Annotated in this window: 16 protein-coding genes; 6 read left to right on the top strand and 10 right to left on the bottom strand. The window is 64.5% G+C overall.

Features of this window, described 5'->3' with window-relative positions; translation table 11 throughout:
- Positions 1-29 precede the first annotated feature (29 nt).
- The 4 genes from rph (at position 30) to SDENCHOL_RS03515 (ending at position 3,048) form a co-directional block, all read left to right on the top strand.
- Complete coding sequence (gene rph, locus SDENCHOL_RS03530) at positions 30-779, top strand: ribonuclease PH (protein ID WP_154716088.1); 750 nt, start codon at positions 30-32, stop codon at positions 777-779.
- Entirely contained in the window at positions 776-1,369 is a 594-nt protein-coding gene (rdgB, locus tag SDENCHOL_RS03525; protein ID WP_154716087.1) for an RdgB/HAM1 family non-canonical purine NTP pyrophosphatase, read from the top strand. Before rph ends, rdgB begins: the two co-directional genes overlap by 4 nt.
- Positions 1,366-2,610, top strand: coding sequence for a radical SAM family heme chaperone HemW (gene hemW, locus SDENCHOL_RS03520; protein WP_154716086.1), 1,245 nt, complete (start codon positions 1,366-1,368; stop codon positions 2,608-2,610). Before rdgB ends, hemW begins: the two co-directional genes overlap by 4 nt.
- Before the next feature lie 78 nt (positions 2,611-2,688).
- Positions 2,689-3,048, top strand: a complete 360-nt coding sequence (locus SDENCHOL_RS03515; protein WP_197706831.1) for a c-type cytochrome — start codon at positions 2,689-2,691, stop codon at positions 3,046-3,048.
- A 36-nt stretch (positions 3,049-3,084) separates the two neighbouring features.
- On the opposite strand, the gene trpE is transcribed toward SDENCHOL_RS03515, so the two are convergent.
- The 3 genes from trpE to rpe are packed head-to-tail and all read right to left on the bottom strand — an operon-like array spanning position 3,085 to position 5,985.
- Positions 3,085-4,569: an anthranilate synthase component I gene (trpE, locus tag SDENCHOL_RS03510; RefSeq protein WP_172954985.1), complete on the bottom strand. Its 1,485-nt coding sequence runs from the start codon at positions 4,567-4,569 to the stop codon at positions 3,085-3,087.
- A 12-nt stretch (positions 4,570-4,581) separates the two neighbouring features.
- Positions 4,582-5,259 (bottom strand): phosphoglycolate phosphatase, encoded by a 678-nt coding sequence (locus SDENCHOL_RS03505; protein ID WP_154716084.1) that lies wholly within the window; start codon positions 5,257-5,259, stop codon positions 4,582-4,584.
- Positions 5,260-5,286: 27 nt separating this feature from the next.
- On the bottom strand, positions 5,287-5,985 hold the full coding sequence (rpe, locus tag SDENCHOL_RS03500; RefSeq protein WP_154716083.1) for a ribulose-phosphate 3-epimerase: 699 nt from the start codon (positions 5,983-5,985) through the stop codon (positions 5,287-5,289).
- Positions 5,986-6,137: 152 nt separating this feature from the next.
- On the opposite strand from rpe, the gene apaG reads away from it, so the two are divergent.
- Positions 6,138-6,521, top strand: a complete 384-nt coding sequence (apaG, locus tag SDENCHOL_RS03495; RefSeq protein ID WP_154716082.1) for a Co2+/Mg2+ efflux protein ApaG — start codon at positions 6,138-6,140, stop codon at positions 6,519-6,521.
- Between the two features lie 790 nt (positions 6,522-7,311).
- On the opposite strand, the gene recG is transcribed toward apaG, so the two are convergent.
- Genes recG through SDENCHOL_RS03470 form a run of 5 tightly spaced genes read right to left on the bottom strand, consistent with a single transcriptional unit; the run spans position 7,312 to position 11,668 of the window.
- Complete coding sequence (recG, locus tag SDENCHOL_RS03490; protein WP_154716081.1) at positions 7,312-9,426, bottom strand: ATP-dependent DNA helicase RecG; 2,115 nt, start codon at positions 9,424-9,426, stop codon at positions 7,312-7,314.
- Positions 9,427-9,436: 10 nt separating this feature from the next.
- Positions 9,437-9,823, bottom strand: coding sequence for a RidA family protein (locus SDENCHOL_RS03485; protein ID WP_154716080.1), 387 nt, complete (start codon positions 9,821-9,823; stop codon positions 9,437-9,439).
- 1 nt (position 9,824) lies between these two features.
- Entirely contained in the window at positions 9,825-10,274 is a 450-nt protein-coding gene (fliW, locus tag SDENCHOL_RS03480) for a flagellar assembly protein FliW (RefSeq protein WP_154716079.1), read from the bottom strand.
- A 43-nt stretch (positions 10,275-10,317) separates the two neighbouring features.
- Positions 10,318-11,121: an SPOR domain-containing protein gene (locus SDENCHOL_RS03475; protein ID WP_154716078.1), complete on the bottom strand. Its 804-nt coding sequence runs from the start codon at positions 11,119-11,121 to the stop codon at positions 10,318-10,320.
- Positions 11,093-11,668, bottom strand: coding sequence for a DUF2802 domain-containing protein (locus SDENCHOL_RS03470; RefSeq protein WP_231912903.1), 576 nt, complete (start codon positions 11,666-11,668; stop codon positions 11,093-11,095). Before SDENCHOL_RS03470 ends, SDENCHOL_RS03475 begins: the two co-directional genes overlap by 29 nt.
- A gap of 335 nt (positions 11,669-12,003) precedes the next feature.
- Here SDENCHOL_RS03470 and SDENCHOL_RS03465 point away from each other — a divergent pair, with 335 nt between their 5' ends.
- Positions 12,004-12,501 carry a dihydrofolate reductase gene (locus SDENCHOL_RS03465; protein ID WP_154716076.1) on the top strand — a complete coding sequence of 166 codons (498 nt, stop codon included), beginning with the start codon at positions 12,004-12,006 and terminating at the stop codon, positions 12,499-12,501.
- A 191-nt stretch (positions 12,502-12,692) separates the two neighbouring features.
- Here the strand turns inward: SDENCHOL_RS03465 and SDENCHOL_RS03460 are convergent, their stop codons facing one another.
- Both SDENCHOL_RS03460 and dcd read right to left on the bottom strand, forming a co-directional pair.
- Entirely contained in the window at positions 12,693-14,945 is a 2,253-nt protein-coding gene (locus SDENCHOL_RS03460) for an arginine/lysine/ornithine decarboxylase (protein WP_154716075.1), read from the bottom strand.
- Between the two features lie 131 nt (positions 14,946-15,076).
- The gene (gene dcd, locus SDENCHOL_RS03455) at positions 15,077-15,643 is read right to left on the bottom strand and encodes a dCTP deaminase (RefSeq protein ID WP_154716074.1); all 567 of its coding nucleotides are present in this window, start codon (positions 15,641-15,643) and stop codon (positions 15,077-15,079) included.
- Between the last annotated feature and the right edge of the window lie 109 nt (positions 15,644-15,752).

Raw genomic sequence — 15,752 nt, 5'->3', positions numbered from 1 at the left:
ACCACCACAACCTCGCCACAGGAATCCGCATGAACCAGAACCCTGCCGCCGCGCGACCCTCGGGCCGCCAGGCCGATCAACTGCGCGACGTGCGCATCACCCGGAATTTCACCCGCCATGCCGAAGGCAGCGTGCTGGTCGAATTCGGCGACACGCGCGTGCTGTGCACCGCCAGCGTCGAGGAAAGCGTGCCGCCGTTTCTACGCGGCAAGGGCGAAGGCTGGGTGACCGCCGAATACGGCATGCTGCCGCGCTCCACCCACACCCGCTCGGCGCGCGAGGCGGCGAAAGGCAAGCAGAGCGGCCGCACCCAGGAAATCCAGCGGCTGATCGGCCGCAGCCTGCGCGCGATCACGGATCTGAAACGGCTGGGCGAGCGCCAGATCACCCTCGATTGCGACGTGCTGCAGGCCGACGGCGGCACGCGCACCGCGGCCATCACCGGCGCCTGCGTGGCGCTGCACGATGCGGTGCGCGGCCTGATTGCCGGCGGCAAGCTGGTTGAAAATCCGCTGCGCGATTTCGTCGCCGCCGTTTCGGTGGGCATCGTCGACGGCGTGCCGCTGCTCGACCTGGACTATCCGGAAGATTCCAGTTGCGATACCGACATGAACGTGGTGATGACCGGCAGCGGCGGCATCGTCGAAGTCCAGGGCACGGCCGAAGGCACGCCATTTACCCGCGCCGAACTGGATCGTCTGCTGCAACTGGCGGAAGACGGCATCCAGCGTCTGATCGAACTGCAGCGCGCGGCGCTGGCTGGCCCCGCACGCCCGTGAAACGCATCGTCCTCGCCAGCAACAATGCCGGCAAGCTGCGCGAGTTTGCGCAATTGCTGGCGCCGCTCGATTTCGAGGTGCTGCCACAGGCGGCATTGAACATTGCCGAAGCCGAGGAGCCGCACTGCAGCTTCGTCGAAAACGCGCTGGCCAAGGCGCGCCACGCCAGCCGTCTCAGCGGCCTGCCAGCGCTGGCCGACGATTCCGGCCTGTGCGTATCGGCACTGCAGGGCGCGCCCGGCGTGCATTCGGCGCGCTACGCCGGCGAGCCGAAATCCGATGCGCGCAACAACGCCCACCTGCTCGATGAGCTGGCCGGCCAGACCGACCGGCGCGCCCATTACGTCTGCGTACTGGTGCTGCTGCGCCATGCCGAAGATCCGCAACCCTTGATCGCCGAAGGCGAGTGGCATGGCGAAATTCTCGCCGCCGCGCGTGGCGAGGGCGGCTTCGGCTACGATCCCCTGTTCCTCGCGCCCGAAACCGGCCTGACCGCCGCCGAACTGGATGCCGCGCGCAAGAACCGGCTCAGCCATCGCGGCAAGGCCATGGCGCAGTTGATCGCGCGCCTGCGCGCCGGCACCGCATGAAGCGCCGCACGCTCATCCCCATCGCCGCTGCAACCGCTGCCTCCGCTGTCTCTACTGCCCCCACCGCCTCCACGACATCCGCGACCACCAGCGGCGGCTTGACCACGCTGCCGCCGCTCTCGCTCTACATCCATTACCCCTGGTGCGTGCGCAAGTGCCCCTACTGCGATTTCAATTCGCATGAAGCGCGCAGCGGCATTCCCGAGGCGGCATATCTCGCCGCGCTGATCCGGGATCTCGAAAGCGCCCTGCCGCAGATATGGGGACGCCACATCGTCAGCGTGTTCATCGGCGGCGGCACGCCCAGCCTGCTCTCCGCCCAGGCGGTCGATGCGCTGCTGGCCGCCCTGCGCGCCCGCCTGCCGCTGCTGGCGGATGCCGAAATCACCCTGGAAGCCAACCCCGGCACCGTCGAAGCGGACAAGTTCGCCGCCTTTCGCGCCACCGGCATCAACCGGCTGTCGCTGGGCATCCAGAGTTTCGACGATCGCCATCTCGCCGCGCTCGGCCGCATCCATAGCGGCGACGAAGCGCGCCGCGCCATCGAACTGGCCTTGCGCCACTTCGACAACGTCAATCTCGATCTCATGTACGCCCTGCCGCAGCAGACGCTGGCCGAAGCCCGGCGCGACATCGAAAGCGCCGCCGGCTACGGCGGCACGCATCTGTCGGCCTATCACCTGACGCTGGAGCCGAACACCGCCTTCCATCACGCGCCGCCGCCGCTGCCCGATGACGACCTGGCGGCCGACATGCAGGAGATGGTCGAAAGCACGCTGGCCGCCCAGGGCTTCGAGCACTACGAAACCTCGGCCTACGCCCGCGCCGGACGGCGCTGCGCGCACAATCTCAATTACTGGACCTATGGCGATTACCTGGGCATCGGCGCCGGCGCGCATGGCAAGATTTCCTCGCCCGGCGGCATCGTGCGCGAAGCGCGCCGCCGCCATCCGCGCGACTACCTGGCGGCGGTCGGCAGCGCAGACTTCATCCAGGAGCGCCATGCAGTCGGCCTCGCCGAGCGCCCCTTCGAATTCATGATGAACGCCCTGCGCCTTGCCGCGGGCTTTGCGCCGCCCTTGTTCGAGGCGCATACCGGCCTGCCGCTGGCCACGCAAACCGATGCCCTGCTTGCCGCGAGCCGGCAGGGATTGCTGACGGTAGACCATGAGCGCATCGCGCCGACGCCGCACGGCCAGCGCTTCCTCAACGATCTGCTGACGCTCTTTCTGCCGGCTTGACACTGTCTGGCATAAATGAAAGACTGCCTCGCTGCATCAAGCAGCGATAACTCATAACAATCAATCCGAGGGGACTCCATGAACATGCGCCTGACAGCGGCAGCCACCGCACTGGGATGGGCCTTTGCCGCAGCGACGCCGGCACTGGCCGGCGACAGCAGCAGCATCGAAAAACTGGCCACGGACAAGATGTGTTTCCACTGCCACGAGATCAAGGGCGAGAAACGCGGCCCCGCCTTCGAGGACATCGCCCGCCGCTACGCCGGCCAGGCAGATGCCCGTCCCCGCCTCGTCAAGGCCGTGCAGGCCGGCACCACCGGACCCGGCGTGATGCGTCACTGGGGCAACCTGAAAATGCCGCGCGATGCCGACCGCGTACCGGTCAGCGAGGCCGAAGCCGAACAACTGGTGGATTACATCCTCGGCCTGAAGAAATAAGCCGCAGCGACAAGCGACACAGCGGCGACACGGCGCTCAAGGAAACCGCGTATCCAGTCCGCCTTCGGCCATCTCGGCGGCGCGCAGCAGGGCTTTGGACTTGTTCTCGGTTTCCTGCCATTCGCTCTCGGGAACCGAATCGGCGACGATGCCGGCAGCGGCCTGAACGAAGAGCGTGCCGTTCTTGACGATGCCGGTACGGATGGCGATCGCCAGATCCATTTCGCCGGAAAAACTCAGATAACCGCAGGCGCCGCCATACAGGCCGCGCTTGACCGGCTCCAGTTCGTCGATGATTTCCATCGCGCGCACCTTGGGCGCGCCGGTCAGCGTGCCGGCCGGGAAGGTGGCACGAAACACGTCGAGATTGTCGAAGCCCGGCGCGAGCAGGCCCTCGACGTTGGAAACGATGTGCATGACGTGCGAGTAGCGCTCGATGACCATCTGATCTGTCACCTTGACGCTGCCTGTCCGGGCGATGCGGCCGATGTCGTTGCGCGCCAGGTCGATCAGCATGACGTGCTCGGCACGCTCCTTTTCATCCGTCAGCAGTTCCTCGGCCAGCGCGCGATCCTGCTCCGGCGTGGCGCCGCGCGGGCGCGTGCCGGCCAGCGGGCGGATGATGACCTTGCGGCCGGCCTTTGTTGCCTCCTGGCGCACCAGGATTTCCGGCGAGGCGCCGACCACCTGGAAATCGCCGAAGTCGTAGTAGTACATGTAGGGTGAAGGATTCAGCGAACGCAGCGCGCGGTACAGCGTCAATGGCGAAGCGGCAAAGGGTTTCTTGATGCGCTGGCCGATCTGCACCTGCATCATGTCGCCGTCGGTGATGTACTGCTTGGCGCGCAGCACGGCGGCCAGATAATCGTCTTTCTTGAAATCGCGGACCGCCTCGCCGCCGGGCGCCGGCTTGCTTTCGGGAATGACCAGCGGGCTGCGCAACTGCGCCGCCAATGCCTGCAAGCGCGCCTGCGCCTGCTGCCAGGCATCGGGTTGCGCCGGATCGGCATAGACGATCAGATAAATCTTGCCGGCCAGCGTATCGACGACGGCAAGCTCCTCGGTCTGCAGCAGCAGCACATCGGGCATGCCGATTTCATCGGGCTTGGCGAAACCGGCCAGTTTGCTTTCGACATAGCGGATCGCGTCATAGCCGAAGTAGCCGGCCAGCCCGCCGCAGAAGCGCGGGAAACCCTCCGGCACATGAACCTTGAAGCGCGCCTGATACTCGGCGAGAAAATCGAGCGGATTGCCCTCGTGACGCTCGACGACGACGCCATCGCACAGCACTTCGACACTGAAACCCTGCGCGCGCAGCAGCGTGCTGGCGGCCAGGCCGATGAAGGAATAACGGCCGAAGCGTTCGCCGCCGAGCACCGATTCGAGCAGGAAGCTGTTCGGCCGGTTGGCCAGCTTGAGATAGATCGACAGCGGCGTATCGAGATCGGCGAAAGTTTCCAGCGTCACCGGAATGCGGTTGTAGCCTGCGGCAGCGAGGCGCTTGAATTCGGTTTCTTGCATGATGGATGAGTTTCAGGAATGCACGGGGACGAGCAGGCGGGCCGCCGCTGCGAGCGTCGGGACTATAGCATCGCAGTCGGCCGCCTGGAGGCTGCGGCCTTCGCTGTAGCCATAGGGCACGCAAATCACCGGACAGCCGGCCGCCCGCGCGGCGCGCACGTCATTCAGCGAATCGCCGATCATCAGCGCCTCCTGCGGCGCGACGGCGAAGCGTTCGCAGGCGTGCAGCAGCGGCAACGGATCGGGCTTGACGCGCGGCACGGTGTCGCCGCAGACCAGCAAATCGAAAAATCCGGCCAGTCCCATTGCGTCCAGCAGCGGCGGCACGAAAGCCTCTGCCTTGTTGGTGACGCAGGCCAGCGGCAGGCCCAGCGCCCGCATGGCCTGCAGACCTTCGATCACGCCGGGATAGACATGCGCCTGCCGGCCATTGGTCTGGCGGTAATGTCGGCGGAAGGCCGCCAGCGCGCCCTCCGGCACCGGCTCGCTGCCGAAACAGCGCTGCACCAGATTGGCAATGCCGCGACCGACGTAGCTGCGTACCGTGTCGACCGCGAGCGCAGCGCGGCCATACTCGGCCAGCATGGCGTTGGCGGCGGCGGCCAGATCCTGCACGCTATCGACCAGCGTGCCGTCGAGGTCGATCAGCACCGCGCGCACGCGGAAGGAAGGAGGCAGCGCAGCGTTCATCCAGCGTTCATTCCGTCCGACGCCGGCTCAGAGCTTGCCCAGCTCGCCGCGCAAGGCACCGATGATGCTGTCGTAGCGATGCGCATCGTCGTCCTTGCCGGCGCCGAACACGGCCGAACCGGCGACGAAGGTATCGGCCCCGGCGCGGGCGATTTCGGCGATGTTGTCGACCTTCACGCCGCCGTCGATTTCCAACAGAATGCGCCGCCCCGTGCGCGCCGTGTAGGCGTCGATCTTCGCGCGCGTCTGGCGCAGCTTGTCGAGCGTACCGGGAATGAAGCTCTGGCCGCCGAAGCCGGGGTTCACCGACATCAGCAGAACCAGGTCGAGCCTGTCCATGACGTGATCCATGTAATGCAGGGGCGTGGCCGGATTGAAGACCAGCCCGGCCTGGCAACCGCAGTCGCGGATCAGCGCCAGCGAGCGGTCGATGTGCTCGGAAGCTTCCGGATGAAACGTGATGATGTTGGCGCCGGCCTTGGCAAAATCGGGAATGATGCGATCCACCGGCTTGACCATCAGATGCACGTCGATCGGCGCCGGCGTCAGCGGCCGTATCGCCTCGCAAACCAGCGGGCCGATGGTCAGATTGGGGACATAGTGGTTATCCATCACGTCGAAATGGATCCAGTCGGCGCCGGCGGCGACGACGTTTTCGACTTCCTCGCCGAGACGGGCGAAATTGGCGGAAAGCAGACTCGGGGCGATGCGATAGGTAGCGCTCATGGCAGAGTCCCAGAAGATGGATTCACGAATTCATGGAGTTGCGGATTTTAACTTACCGCCGCGCCCTGCCCGAAGAATTGCGGCAGAACTGAAGCGGATTCACGCTGCAGTTAGCTGTTTCGCCGCGATGTTTTTTCGTGTGCAATACACGCATGGCCGAGAGCAAGAAATACGAAATCAGCGTCAGCGTGAACACGCAATACCTGCCCGAACAATCCGATCCGGCGGCAGGACGCCATGTCTTCGCCTACACCATCGACATCCGCAACACCGGCACCGTCGCCGCCCAGTTGATCAGCCGTCACTGGATCATCACCGATGCCGAAGGCGGCGTGCAGGAAGTGCGTGGCCTGGGCGTGGTCGGCCACCAGCCGCTGCTGCAACCGGGGCAGAATTTCGAATACACCAGCGGCTGCGCCCTGACCACGCCCGTCGGCACCATGCGCGGCAGCTACCAGATGACTGCCGAGGACGGCACCAGTTTCGAGGCACCGATTGCGGAGTTTGTGCTTTCGATGCCGAGGGTGTTGCATTGAGGGTGGGGAAACGGGATTCGTCTTGGAGACGAGAGCACCGATACCGGAATTTCGCTGCGGTGGATGATTTGGGCTTACTGGATTATTTTCTTACGGTGCGCTGAAGCCGGGACTCGCCCCGGCGGGCGACCTACTTTCTTGTCGTGCGACAAGAAAGTAGGCAAAGAAGCGCACCCCGGTGTCTCGGCCCTGCGGGCTGCCCGAGTTTCGCCGCCGTCGAGCGGCCGGTTTCTAAACTCGCTGCGCTCAGACACACGAAACCGGAAAGCCCCGCTCGGCGGCGGTGAAACTCGGCGAGACACAGGGGAAAGGGGGTGCTGCTCAACGCGTGGGGGTTGAAAAGCCAAACACCAAATCGGCTGGAATATATCGGCAACTTCGTCATTCCCGCGAAAGCGGGAATCCAGTACGTTCCTGGGTCCCCGCTTTCGCGGGGACGACGAATGTAGCGCGCAACACGACACCCACTTACCCGGCGCAACGCGCCGCGCTCTGTCCGTTGAATTACGACGCTTCTCAGTCCCCTGTGCGCCGCCGAGCGTAGCCAGTGCCGGGCGGGGGTTTCCGGTTTCGTTGTTCGAGCGCAGCGAGTTTAGAAACCGGCCGCCCGGCGCTGGCGGAGCGAGGGAAGCCCGAAGGGCCGGCGCACTGGGGGCGCTTCTTTGCCTACTTTCTTGTCGCGACAAGAAAGTAGGTCGCCCGCCGGGGCGAGTCCCGGCTTCAGCGCTCCGTCAGAAAACAACCCGCCAATCCCAAATCACCCACCAAGAAGAAAACGAAATCCCGACCTTCAGGCCTTCAACAACTCCTCCCTCCCCGCCAACCACCGCTGCAAATGCGCTCGCTCGGCAACCGGATGATCGCGCATCAACTGCTCGGCAACCTGCCGAGCCCGCTCGACGAGTTCAGCGTCGTCGAGGTCGGCATAGCGCAACAGCGGCATGCCGCTTTGCCGGGCGCCGATGAATTCGCCGGGGCCGCGCAGGGCCAGGTCCTGGCGGGCGATCTCGAAGCCATCGGTATTTTCGTAAATGACCTTGAGGCGGTCGCGCGCCATTTGGCCGAGCGGCCGGCTGTAGAGCAGGACGCAGGTGGATTCGGCGGCACCACGGCCGACCCGGCCGCGCAGTTGATGCAGTTGGGCCAGGCCGAAACGCTCGGCGTGCTCGATGACCATCAGGCTGGCGTTGGGCACATCGACGCCGACTTCGATCACCGTGGTGGCCACCAGCACCTGGATTTCGTTGGCGACGAAGGCGGCCATCACCGCCGATTTTTCCGCCGGCTTGAGGCGGCCATGCACCAGGCCGACGCGCAGGTCGGGCAGTTCGGCGCCAAGACGCTCGTATGTATCCAGCGCCGTCTGCAATTGCAGGGTTTCCGATTCCTCGATCAGCGGGCACACCCAGTAAGCCTGCCGCCCCTTGCTGCAGGCCAGATGCACGCGGCTGACGACTTCGCCACGGCGGCCGTCGGCAACCAGGCGGGTGGCCACCGGCGTGCGGCCCGGTGGCAGTTCGTCGATCACCGAGACATCCAGGTCGGCGTAGTAGCTCATCGCCAGGCTGCGCGGGATCGGCGTGGCCGACATCATCAATTGATGCGGCGCGCCCTGGCTGTCGGCGCTGCCCTGCGCTTTGCCCTTCTGCCGCAGGGACAGGCGCTGGCGCACGCCGAAACGATGCTGCTCATCGACGACCGCCACGCCCAGACGGGCGAAATCGACGCACTCTTCGATCAGCGCGTGGGTGCCCACGGCCACGGCGGCGCGACCGCTGCGCACGGCTTCCAGCATCGCCGTTTTCCGGGCTTTTTTCAGGCTGCCGGCGAGCCAGGCGACTTCGACGCCGAGCGACGCCAGCCACTGGCTGAGTTTGCCGTAATGCTGTTCGGCAAGAATTTCGGTCGGCGCCATCATCGCCCCCTGCCAGCCGTTGTCTACCGCCTGCAGCATGGCCAGCGCGGCGATCACCGTCTTGCCGCTGCCCACGTCGCCCTGCAGCAGGCGCTGCATCGGATGCGGCTGGGCGAGATCGGCGGCAATCTCGCGCCAGGCGCGTTGCTGGGCGACGGTGAGACGGAACGGCAGCGCGTCAAGAAAGCGTTCGGTCAGGGCGTCCGGCTCCGTCCGCGCGGCCAGCCGCGGCGCGCCGTGCGCCCGGCGCGTGGTGTAGGCGCGGCGCAGCGAGATCTGCTGGGCGAGCAGCTCGTCGAAGCGGATGCGGCGCCAGGCCGCGCGGTTCCTGGCTTCCAGCGCCTCGGCAGAGAGTGCGGCGGGCGGCTGGTGCAGCATGCGGATGGCCTCGCCAAAGGGCATCAGGCCATGCGCTGCGCGTATTTCGTCGGGCAGGGTATCGGTCAGCGCGACGCGTTGCAGGGCGCGCTCGATCAGACGCCGCAGCGTGCCCTGCGCCAGGCCGGCGGTGGTCGGGTAGATGGGCGTCAGCGCGCTCGGCAAAGGCGTATCGTCGGTCACGGCGACGGCGCGCGGATGCACCATCTCGGGGCCGAAGTAGCCATCGCGCACTTCGCCGAACAGGCGCAGCCGGGCGCCGGGCGCGTACTGCTTCTGCTGGCTGGGGTAGAAATTCAGCAGACGCACGACGAGCACGCCGGCAAGCATGCCGTCGCCAGCGCGCGCATCGCGTACCCGGCTGATCAACTGGCGGCGCGGGCGAAAGGCGATTTCGGTGGAGACGACCTCGACTTCGACCTGGATCGGCTCGCCGGGCGGCGCTTCATGGAGCCGGTCGAGCGGGGTGATGCAAGTTTCGTCCTCGTAGCGCAGCGGCAGATGGAGGATCAATTCGGCATCGCTGCGGATGCCCAGTTTGGCGAGCCTGCCGCTCAGGCCATGCGCGGCTTTGGCTTCAGGTTTGGATTTGGGCTTTGCCGCACTTGCCACGCCTCACGCCTCACCTCGGGCTTTTCACCAGTACCGCATCCGCCTCGACCAGCGCGCCGCGCGGCAGTTCCCTGACGCCGACGGCGGCGCGCGCCGGGTAAGGCTGGGTGAAATAGCGCGCCATGATTTCGTTGACCTTGCCGAAGTTGCTCATGTCGGTGAGATAGACATTCAGTTTGACGACGTCATCGAGGCTGCTCGATGACGCCTCGGCCACGGCCTTGAGGTTCTCGAAGACGCGATTGATCTGCGCTTCGATGCCGTCCTCGAGCTGCATGCTCTGCGGATGCAGGCCGATCTGGCCGGACAGATACACCGTATCGCCAACCTGGACGGCCTGCGAATAAATACCGATAGCGGCCGGTGCATCGGCCGTCGTGATGATGGTTCGGGTCATGTCAGGAATTCGAATTTGAATTCGGCAAAGTGCAATCGAGCCTGGTGAAGACATGCTGCAGACCAAGCCGCTCGCGCGTATTGATCAGCAGCGGCGCCTTCAGGCTGGCACGTAGGGTGCCCTGAGGATTGGCGTCGACTTCGGCATCACGCCAGACGATGACGGCAACGGCAATCTCGCCCGGATCGGTGAGCTTGAGCAGCGCGCTTTCCTCGTCGTTCAGCTCGATCTCGTAGCTGAAGCCCAGCCGGGCCGGATCGGTGATCTGAAAGGCGATTTCGGGATCGTCCAGCGATTGCAGGATGAAATATTTCGACTGCGGCGTCTGTTCCTCCGGATGAAACAGCGAAAAGCGCCGGTTGTCCTCAAACCCGGCCAGGCCGTGTGGAAAGTCGATGATCTTGCCGGGCTCGATCTGCAGAGTGCCGAAGCGGGGACTTTCAATGTTCATGCGGGTTTCCTCTCCTTCCTTTCAGGAAGATATCCATGGATCGTCATTTTTTCGTAGCTACCAGCACGGCTTCTTCCAGGCCCAACTGACGCAGCTTGCCGCGCATCTGCTCGGCTTCTTCGCGGCTGGCATAGGGGCCGGCCTGTACGCGTGCTTCGATCTGCGCCGGGATGCCGTTGAGTTCCAGCTTGGCGCGTAGTTCTTCGGCATGCGTCAGGTTGTTGAAGACACCCAGTTGCAGCAGGTAGCCTTTGCCCGCAGTCGTCGCGCGCGCGGCGGCCTGGCTCAGCGGACGGGAGGCCGAAGCTGGCGCCAACGCCGGCCGCGCCTGACGCTTGAGCTCCCTGCTCGCCTCACTGCGCAGACCGGGCTGGACTTGCTCGGGCATGCCGGCCGCCTGGGGCCTGAGTGTAGCCAGCCGCGCCGTGGCAGGCTTGGTCAGCGGACGCTCGGGCGGCGTGCTGAATTCCGGCGCGGCGCTGGTTTCCTCGACGACATCCGCTGCCTTGGCTTCCCCGGCTTCCTCGGCCTCCGTGGCCTTCTCGACGTCCACCGCCCCGGCCGCCGCGTCCTCGGTCAGCGGCGGCACCTGCAGCCCGGCTGTCGAGGGCGGCGGCATGTTCGAGCGGGTCGGCCGGGTCGGCGCCTCGGCGAGATTGTCCGCCGTGTCCGCTGACTTGGGCTTGGGTGTATTCGCCTCATCGAACAGCATCAGGCCGGCCAGCAGCACGGCAATCAGCAGGGCGGCGATGCCGGCGCGCAGCAACAGGTGGCGCTTGAAATCATTGGCGCCCTCCTCGTCCCTGTCGCCTGCGGCATCAATGTCTGGGTTCGTATCGCTCGCCATGATTGGGATACTCCTGATGTTCCTGATGTTCCTGATATTCCTGCCGCTCCGGATATTCGCGGGATTCCTGGTAGTTCTGCTGATCGCGGCCGAGGGCGGCGACCAGTTCGGCCTCGCCGAGCGAAATGGCGCACTGGTCTGCAATCATCTGCGCCGAGGCGCCGCGCTGGGCGAGCTGCATGGCTTCGTTGTATTGCGGCGAAATGCGCCGCGCGACGCTCAACTGGGCAAGCGCCTCGTGCAAGGTGGCAATCTCCTGCCGCAACTGCAGCAGCTCGGCTTCAATCTGGTTGCGGAACAACTGGAATTCGAACAGGGGCACGCCGGGTGTGCTGCTGTCCACATTGTCGACGTAGGTCGCTTCGGATGCAGCGAATGGCTTTGGCTCGACCGGCCCACCCCAGGGATCTTCCGGCAGACTGGCCGCCGTGCCAGGCTCCCTGGCCTCTGCCGCAAACGAAGGCGAAAGCCGATTCGCCGGCCGCTTGCCCGGTCGCCGGATCTGGCTCAGACGCAGCAGCGCGATCAGCAGGTAGACGGCGGCCACGCCGATCCCCAGTATGACTGCATCCCGCGCGCTGAATGCGCTGAAATTTGCCAGATCCAAAATGTGTCGTCCGTTTATCGCGTTCTCTGCGTTTCCGCTGCTCTGTTTCCGGGCCTGCGCTGGCAACCGCGCCAGTCATGGAACCGTGGGCGCCCCACGACACCCGCACAATTCGCACGATGCGCACAATGCGCCAAACTCGCCGATGATAACCGGCCACCCGGCCGGCAATAGGGCGAACAACCGCGGAATTCTCCCATGTTTCCCGGCGACTGCCGCTCCGGAACCGGCTTGATGGGATAATCCGCCGCTCTCCTCCATGCAAGAGCCGCGACATGCCTCCCTCGCCCCATCTGACCCTGATCGCCGCCGTCGCCCGCAACGGCGTGATCGGCCTCGACAACGCCCTGCCCTGGCGCCTGCCCGAAGACCTCAGGCGCTTCAAGGCGCTGACCCTCGGCCATCCGGTCATCATGGGGCGCAAGACCTGGGAGTCGCTCGGCCGCCCGCTGCCGGGACGCAGCAACATCGTCATCAGCCGCGATCCGCAGTATGTCGCCAGCGGCGCGACGACGGCCAGCACGCTGGAACAGGCCATCGCCGCTGCAGCGCGCGAAGAAGACCAGGAAATTTTCGTCATCGGCGGCGCCGAAATCTACCGCCTGGCCCTGCCGCTCGCACAACGCCTGCAGCTCACCGAAATCGACCGGGATTTCGCCGGCGATGCCCGTTTCCCGGCCGTCGACCAGCGCATCTGGCGGGAAACCTCACGCGAACGGCACCGCGCCGAAGCAGGTTTCGACTATGCCTTCGTGACTTACGAACGCAGTTGAGGCCGCAGTCGGAGCATTGAAAGCCGCGCGGCGCTGCTAGTGTCGTGCTGCATTCTTGACGGAATATATAAATATTAGCTTCGTCATTCCCGCGCAGGCGGGAATCCAGTACGTACCTGGGTCCCCGCTTTCGCGGGGACGACAAATGTATGGTTCTTTATGCACCAATCAGCGTGCAACGCAACACTACACTAGACGTCCTGACGCACGCAATCCACGTAGTAGTTCACCTTGCCGCTGTCCATATCCACTTCCTTGACCAGGCCGTGGATGTCGGTCTCGAAGCCGGGGAAGCGTTCGTTGAAGTCGCGGGCGAACTGCAGGTAGCGGACGATGGTGCGGTTGAAGCGCTCGCCGGGAATCAGCAGCGGAATGCCGGGCGGATAAGGCGTCAGCAGCACGCTGGTGATGCGTCCCTCGAGTTCGTCGATGGCGACCCGGTCGATCTCGCGGTGGGCCATGCGGGCAAAGGCATCGGCCGGACGCATCGCCGGCACCATGTCGGACAGGTACATTTCGGTGGTCAGACGCGCCACGTCGTTGCCCTTGTAGACGGTATGGATCAGGATGCATAGATCCTTCAGGCCGACGCGCTCATAGCGCGGATGCTTGGTGACGAACTCCGGCAGCGCGCGCCACAGCGGCTGATTGCTGTCGTAATCGTCCTTGAACTGCTGCAGCGCGGTCACCAGGGTATTCCAGCGGCCCTTGGTGATGCCGATGGTGAACATGATGAAGAAGCTGTAGAGGCCGCACTTCTCGACGATCACTCCATGCTCGGCGAGATATTTGGTGACGATGGCGGCGGGGATGCCGATGTCGTCGGAGAAATCGCCGCCGACGTCCAGGCCCGGCGTGATCACCGTGGCCTTGATCGGATCGAGCAGATTGAAACCCTTGGCGAGATTGCCGAAACCATGCCAGCGGTCGCCGGCCTTGAGCATCCAGGCTTCGCGTTCCTCGATGCCTTCCTCGGAAAGATCGCTCGGCCCCCACACCTGGAACCACCAGTCGGTTCCCCACTCCTTGTCGACCTTGCGCATGGCACGGCGGAAGTTGAGCGCTTCGGCAATCGACTCCTCGACCAGCGCGGTGCCGCCCGGCGCTTCCATCATTGCCGCGGCGACGTCGCAGGAGGCGATGATCGAATACTGCGGCGAGGTCGAGGTGTGCATGAGATAGGCCTCATTGAACACGTCGCGGTCGAGTTTGCCGTTCTCGGCATCCTGGACGAGGATCTGCGAAGCCTGCGACAGACCGGCAAGCAGCTTGTGCGTCGATTGCGTCGAAAACACCATCGACTCCCGGCAGCGCGGCCGGTCGGCGCCGATAGCGTGGTAGTCGCCGTAAAAATCATGGAAGGCGGCGTGCGGCAGCCAGGCTTCGTCGAAGTGCAGCGTGTCGATCCTGCCATCGAGCTCCGCCTTGATATCCTCGACGTTGTAGAGAATACCGTCGTAAGTGCTCTGGGTGATGGTCAGCACGCGCGGCTTGCCCTGCACCTGGCTGGCGAAGGGATGGGCGGCGATCTTCCTCTGGATGTTCTGCCAACTGAACTCTTCCTTCGGAATCGGCCCGATGATGCCGTAGTTGTTGCGCGTCGGCATCAGGAACACCGGGATCGCGCCGGTCATGATGATGGAGTGCAGGATGGACTTGTGGCAGTTGCGATCGACGATGACGATGTCGCCGGGCGCGACCGTCGAATGCCAGACGATCTTGTTCGAGGTCGAAGTGCCGTTGGTGACGAAGTAGAGATGGTCGCAGTTGAAGATACGCGCCGCATTGCGCTCGGAAGCGGCGACCGGGCCGGTATGGTCGAGCAACTGGCCGAGCTCCTCGACGGCGTTGCAGACGTCGGCGCGCAGCATGTTCTCGCCGAAGAACTGGTGGAACATCTGGCCGACCGGACTCTTCAGGAAAGCCACGCCGCCGGAATGCCCCGGGCAATGCCAGGAATAGGAGCCGTCACCGGCGTAATTCACCAGGGCGCGGAAGAACGGCGGCGGCAGCGAATCGAGATAGTCCTTGACCTCGCGCTTGATGCTGCGCGCGATGAACTCCGGCGTATCCTCGTACATGTGGATGAAGCCGTGCAGCTCGCGCAGGATGTCGTTGGGGATGTGCCGGCTGGTGCGCGTCTCGCCGTGCAGGAAGAGCGGAATCTCGGCATTCTTGGCACGGATTTCATTGACGAAGGCGCGCAACTCGGCAATCGTTTCCTCTTCCTCGTGCGCCAGCTCCTCGTCATCCACCGAAAGGATGAAGGCCGAAGCGCGGCTTTGCTGCTGGGCGAAGGAAGCCAGATCACCATAGCTGGTCACGCCGAGCACTTCCATGCCCTCCGCCTCGATGGCATTCGCCAGCGCACGGATACCCAGACCGGAAGCATTCTCGGAACGGAAATCTTCGTCGATGATAACGACGGGAAAGCGGAATTTCATGGAGGGCTCCGTGCGGAGTAAGGAGTGAGTGGAAGAAGCGAATCGTGAATCGGCGCGTGTGGAAATACGGAAGTACGCAACGTACGTTCCTCACCCCCTCATGACCGAAGGAAACCCAAATCCCTGCAGGACTATATCTTGGGCAGCGTGACGCCGACCTGGCCCTGATACTTGCCGCCGCGATCCTTGTAAGACGTCTCGCAGACTTCGTCGGATTCGAAGAACAGCACCTGGGCGCAGCCTTCGCCGGCGTAGATCTTGGCGGGCAGCGGCGTGGTGTTGGAGAATTCCAGCGTCACGTAACCTTCCCACTCCGGCTCGAAGGGTGTGACATTGACGATGATGCCGCAGCGCGCGTAGGTGCTCTTGCCCAGACAGACGGTCAGCACATTGCGCGGGATGCGGAAATACTCGACGGTGCGCGCCAGGGCGAAGGAATTCGGCGGGATGATGCAGTGATCGGCATTGACCTCGACGAAGGAGTTCTGGTCGAAGTTCTTCGGATCGACGATGGTGCTGTTGATGTTGGTGAACAGCTTGAATTCGTTCGAGCAGCGGATGTCGTAACCATAGCTGGACGTGCCATAGGAGACGATGCGCCGGCCGTCGATCTCGCGCACCTGGCCGGGCTCGAAAGGCTCGATCATCTGGTAGGTTTCCGCCATGCGGCGAATCCATTTGTCGGATTTGATGGTCATGCGCGCGGGTGATCGGGTCAGGGGAAAAGAGGCGCCCAGTATAAAGGATGTTGGGGTTTGGCAAATGGCGCGAAGTGGCGCGGCCTGGGTGGAAAAACCCGCCGCGGCC

Source organism: Sterolibacterium denitrificans, assembly GCF_900174485.1.
Classification (GTDB): Bacteria; Pseudomonadota; Gammaproteobacteria; order Burkholderiales; family Rhodocyclaceae; genus Sterolibacterium; species Sterolibacterium denitrificans.
The sequence above is the reverse complement of the archived record's forward strand: the minus strand, read 5'-3'. Positions and strand labels throughout refer to the sequence as shown.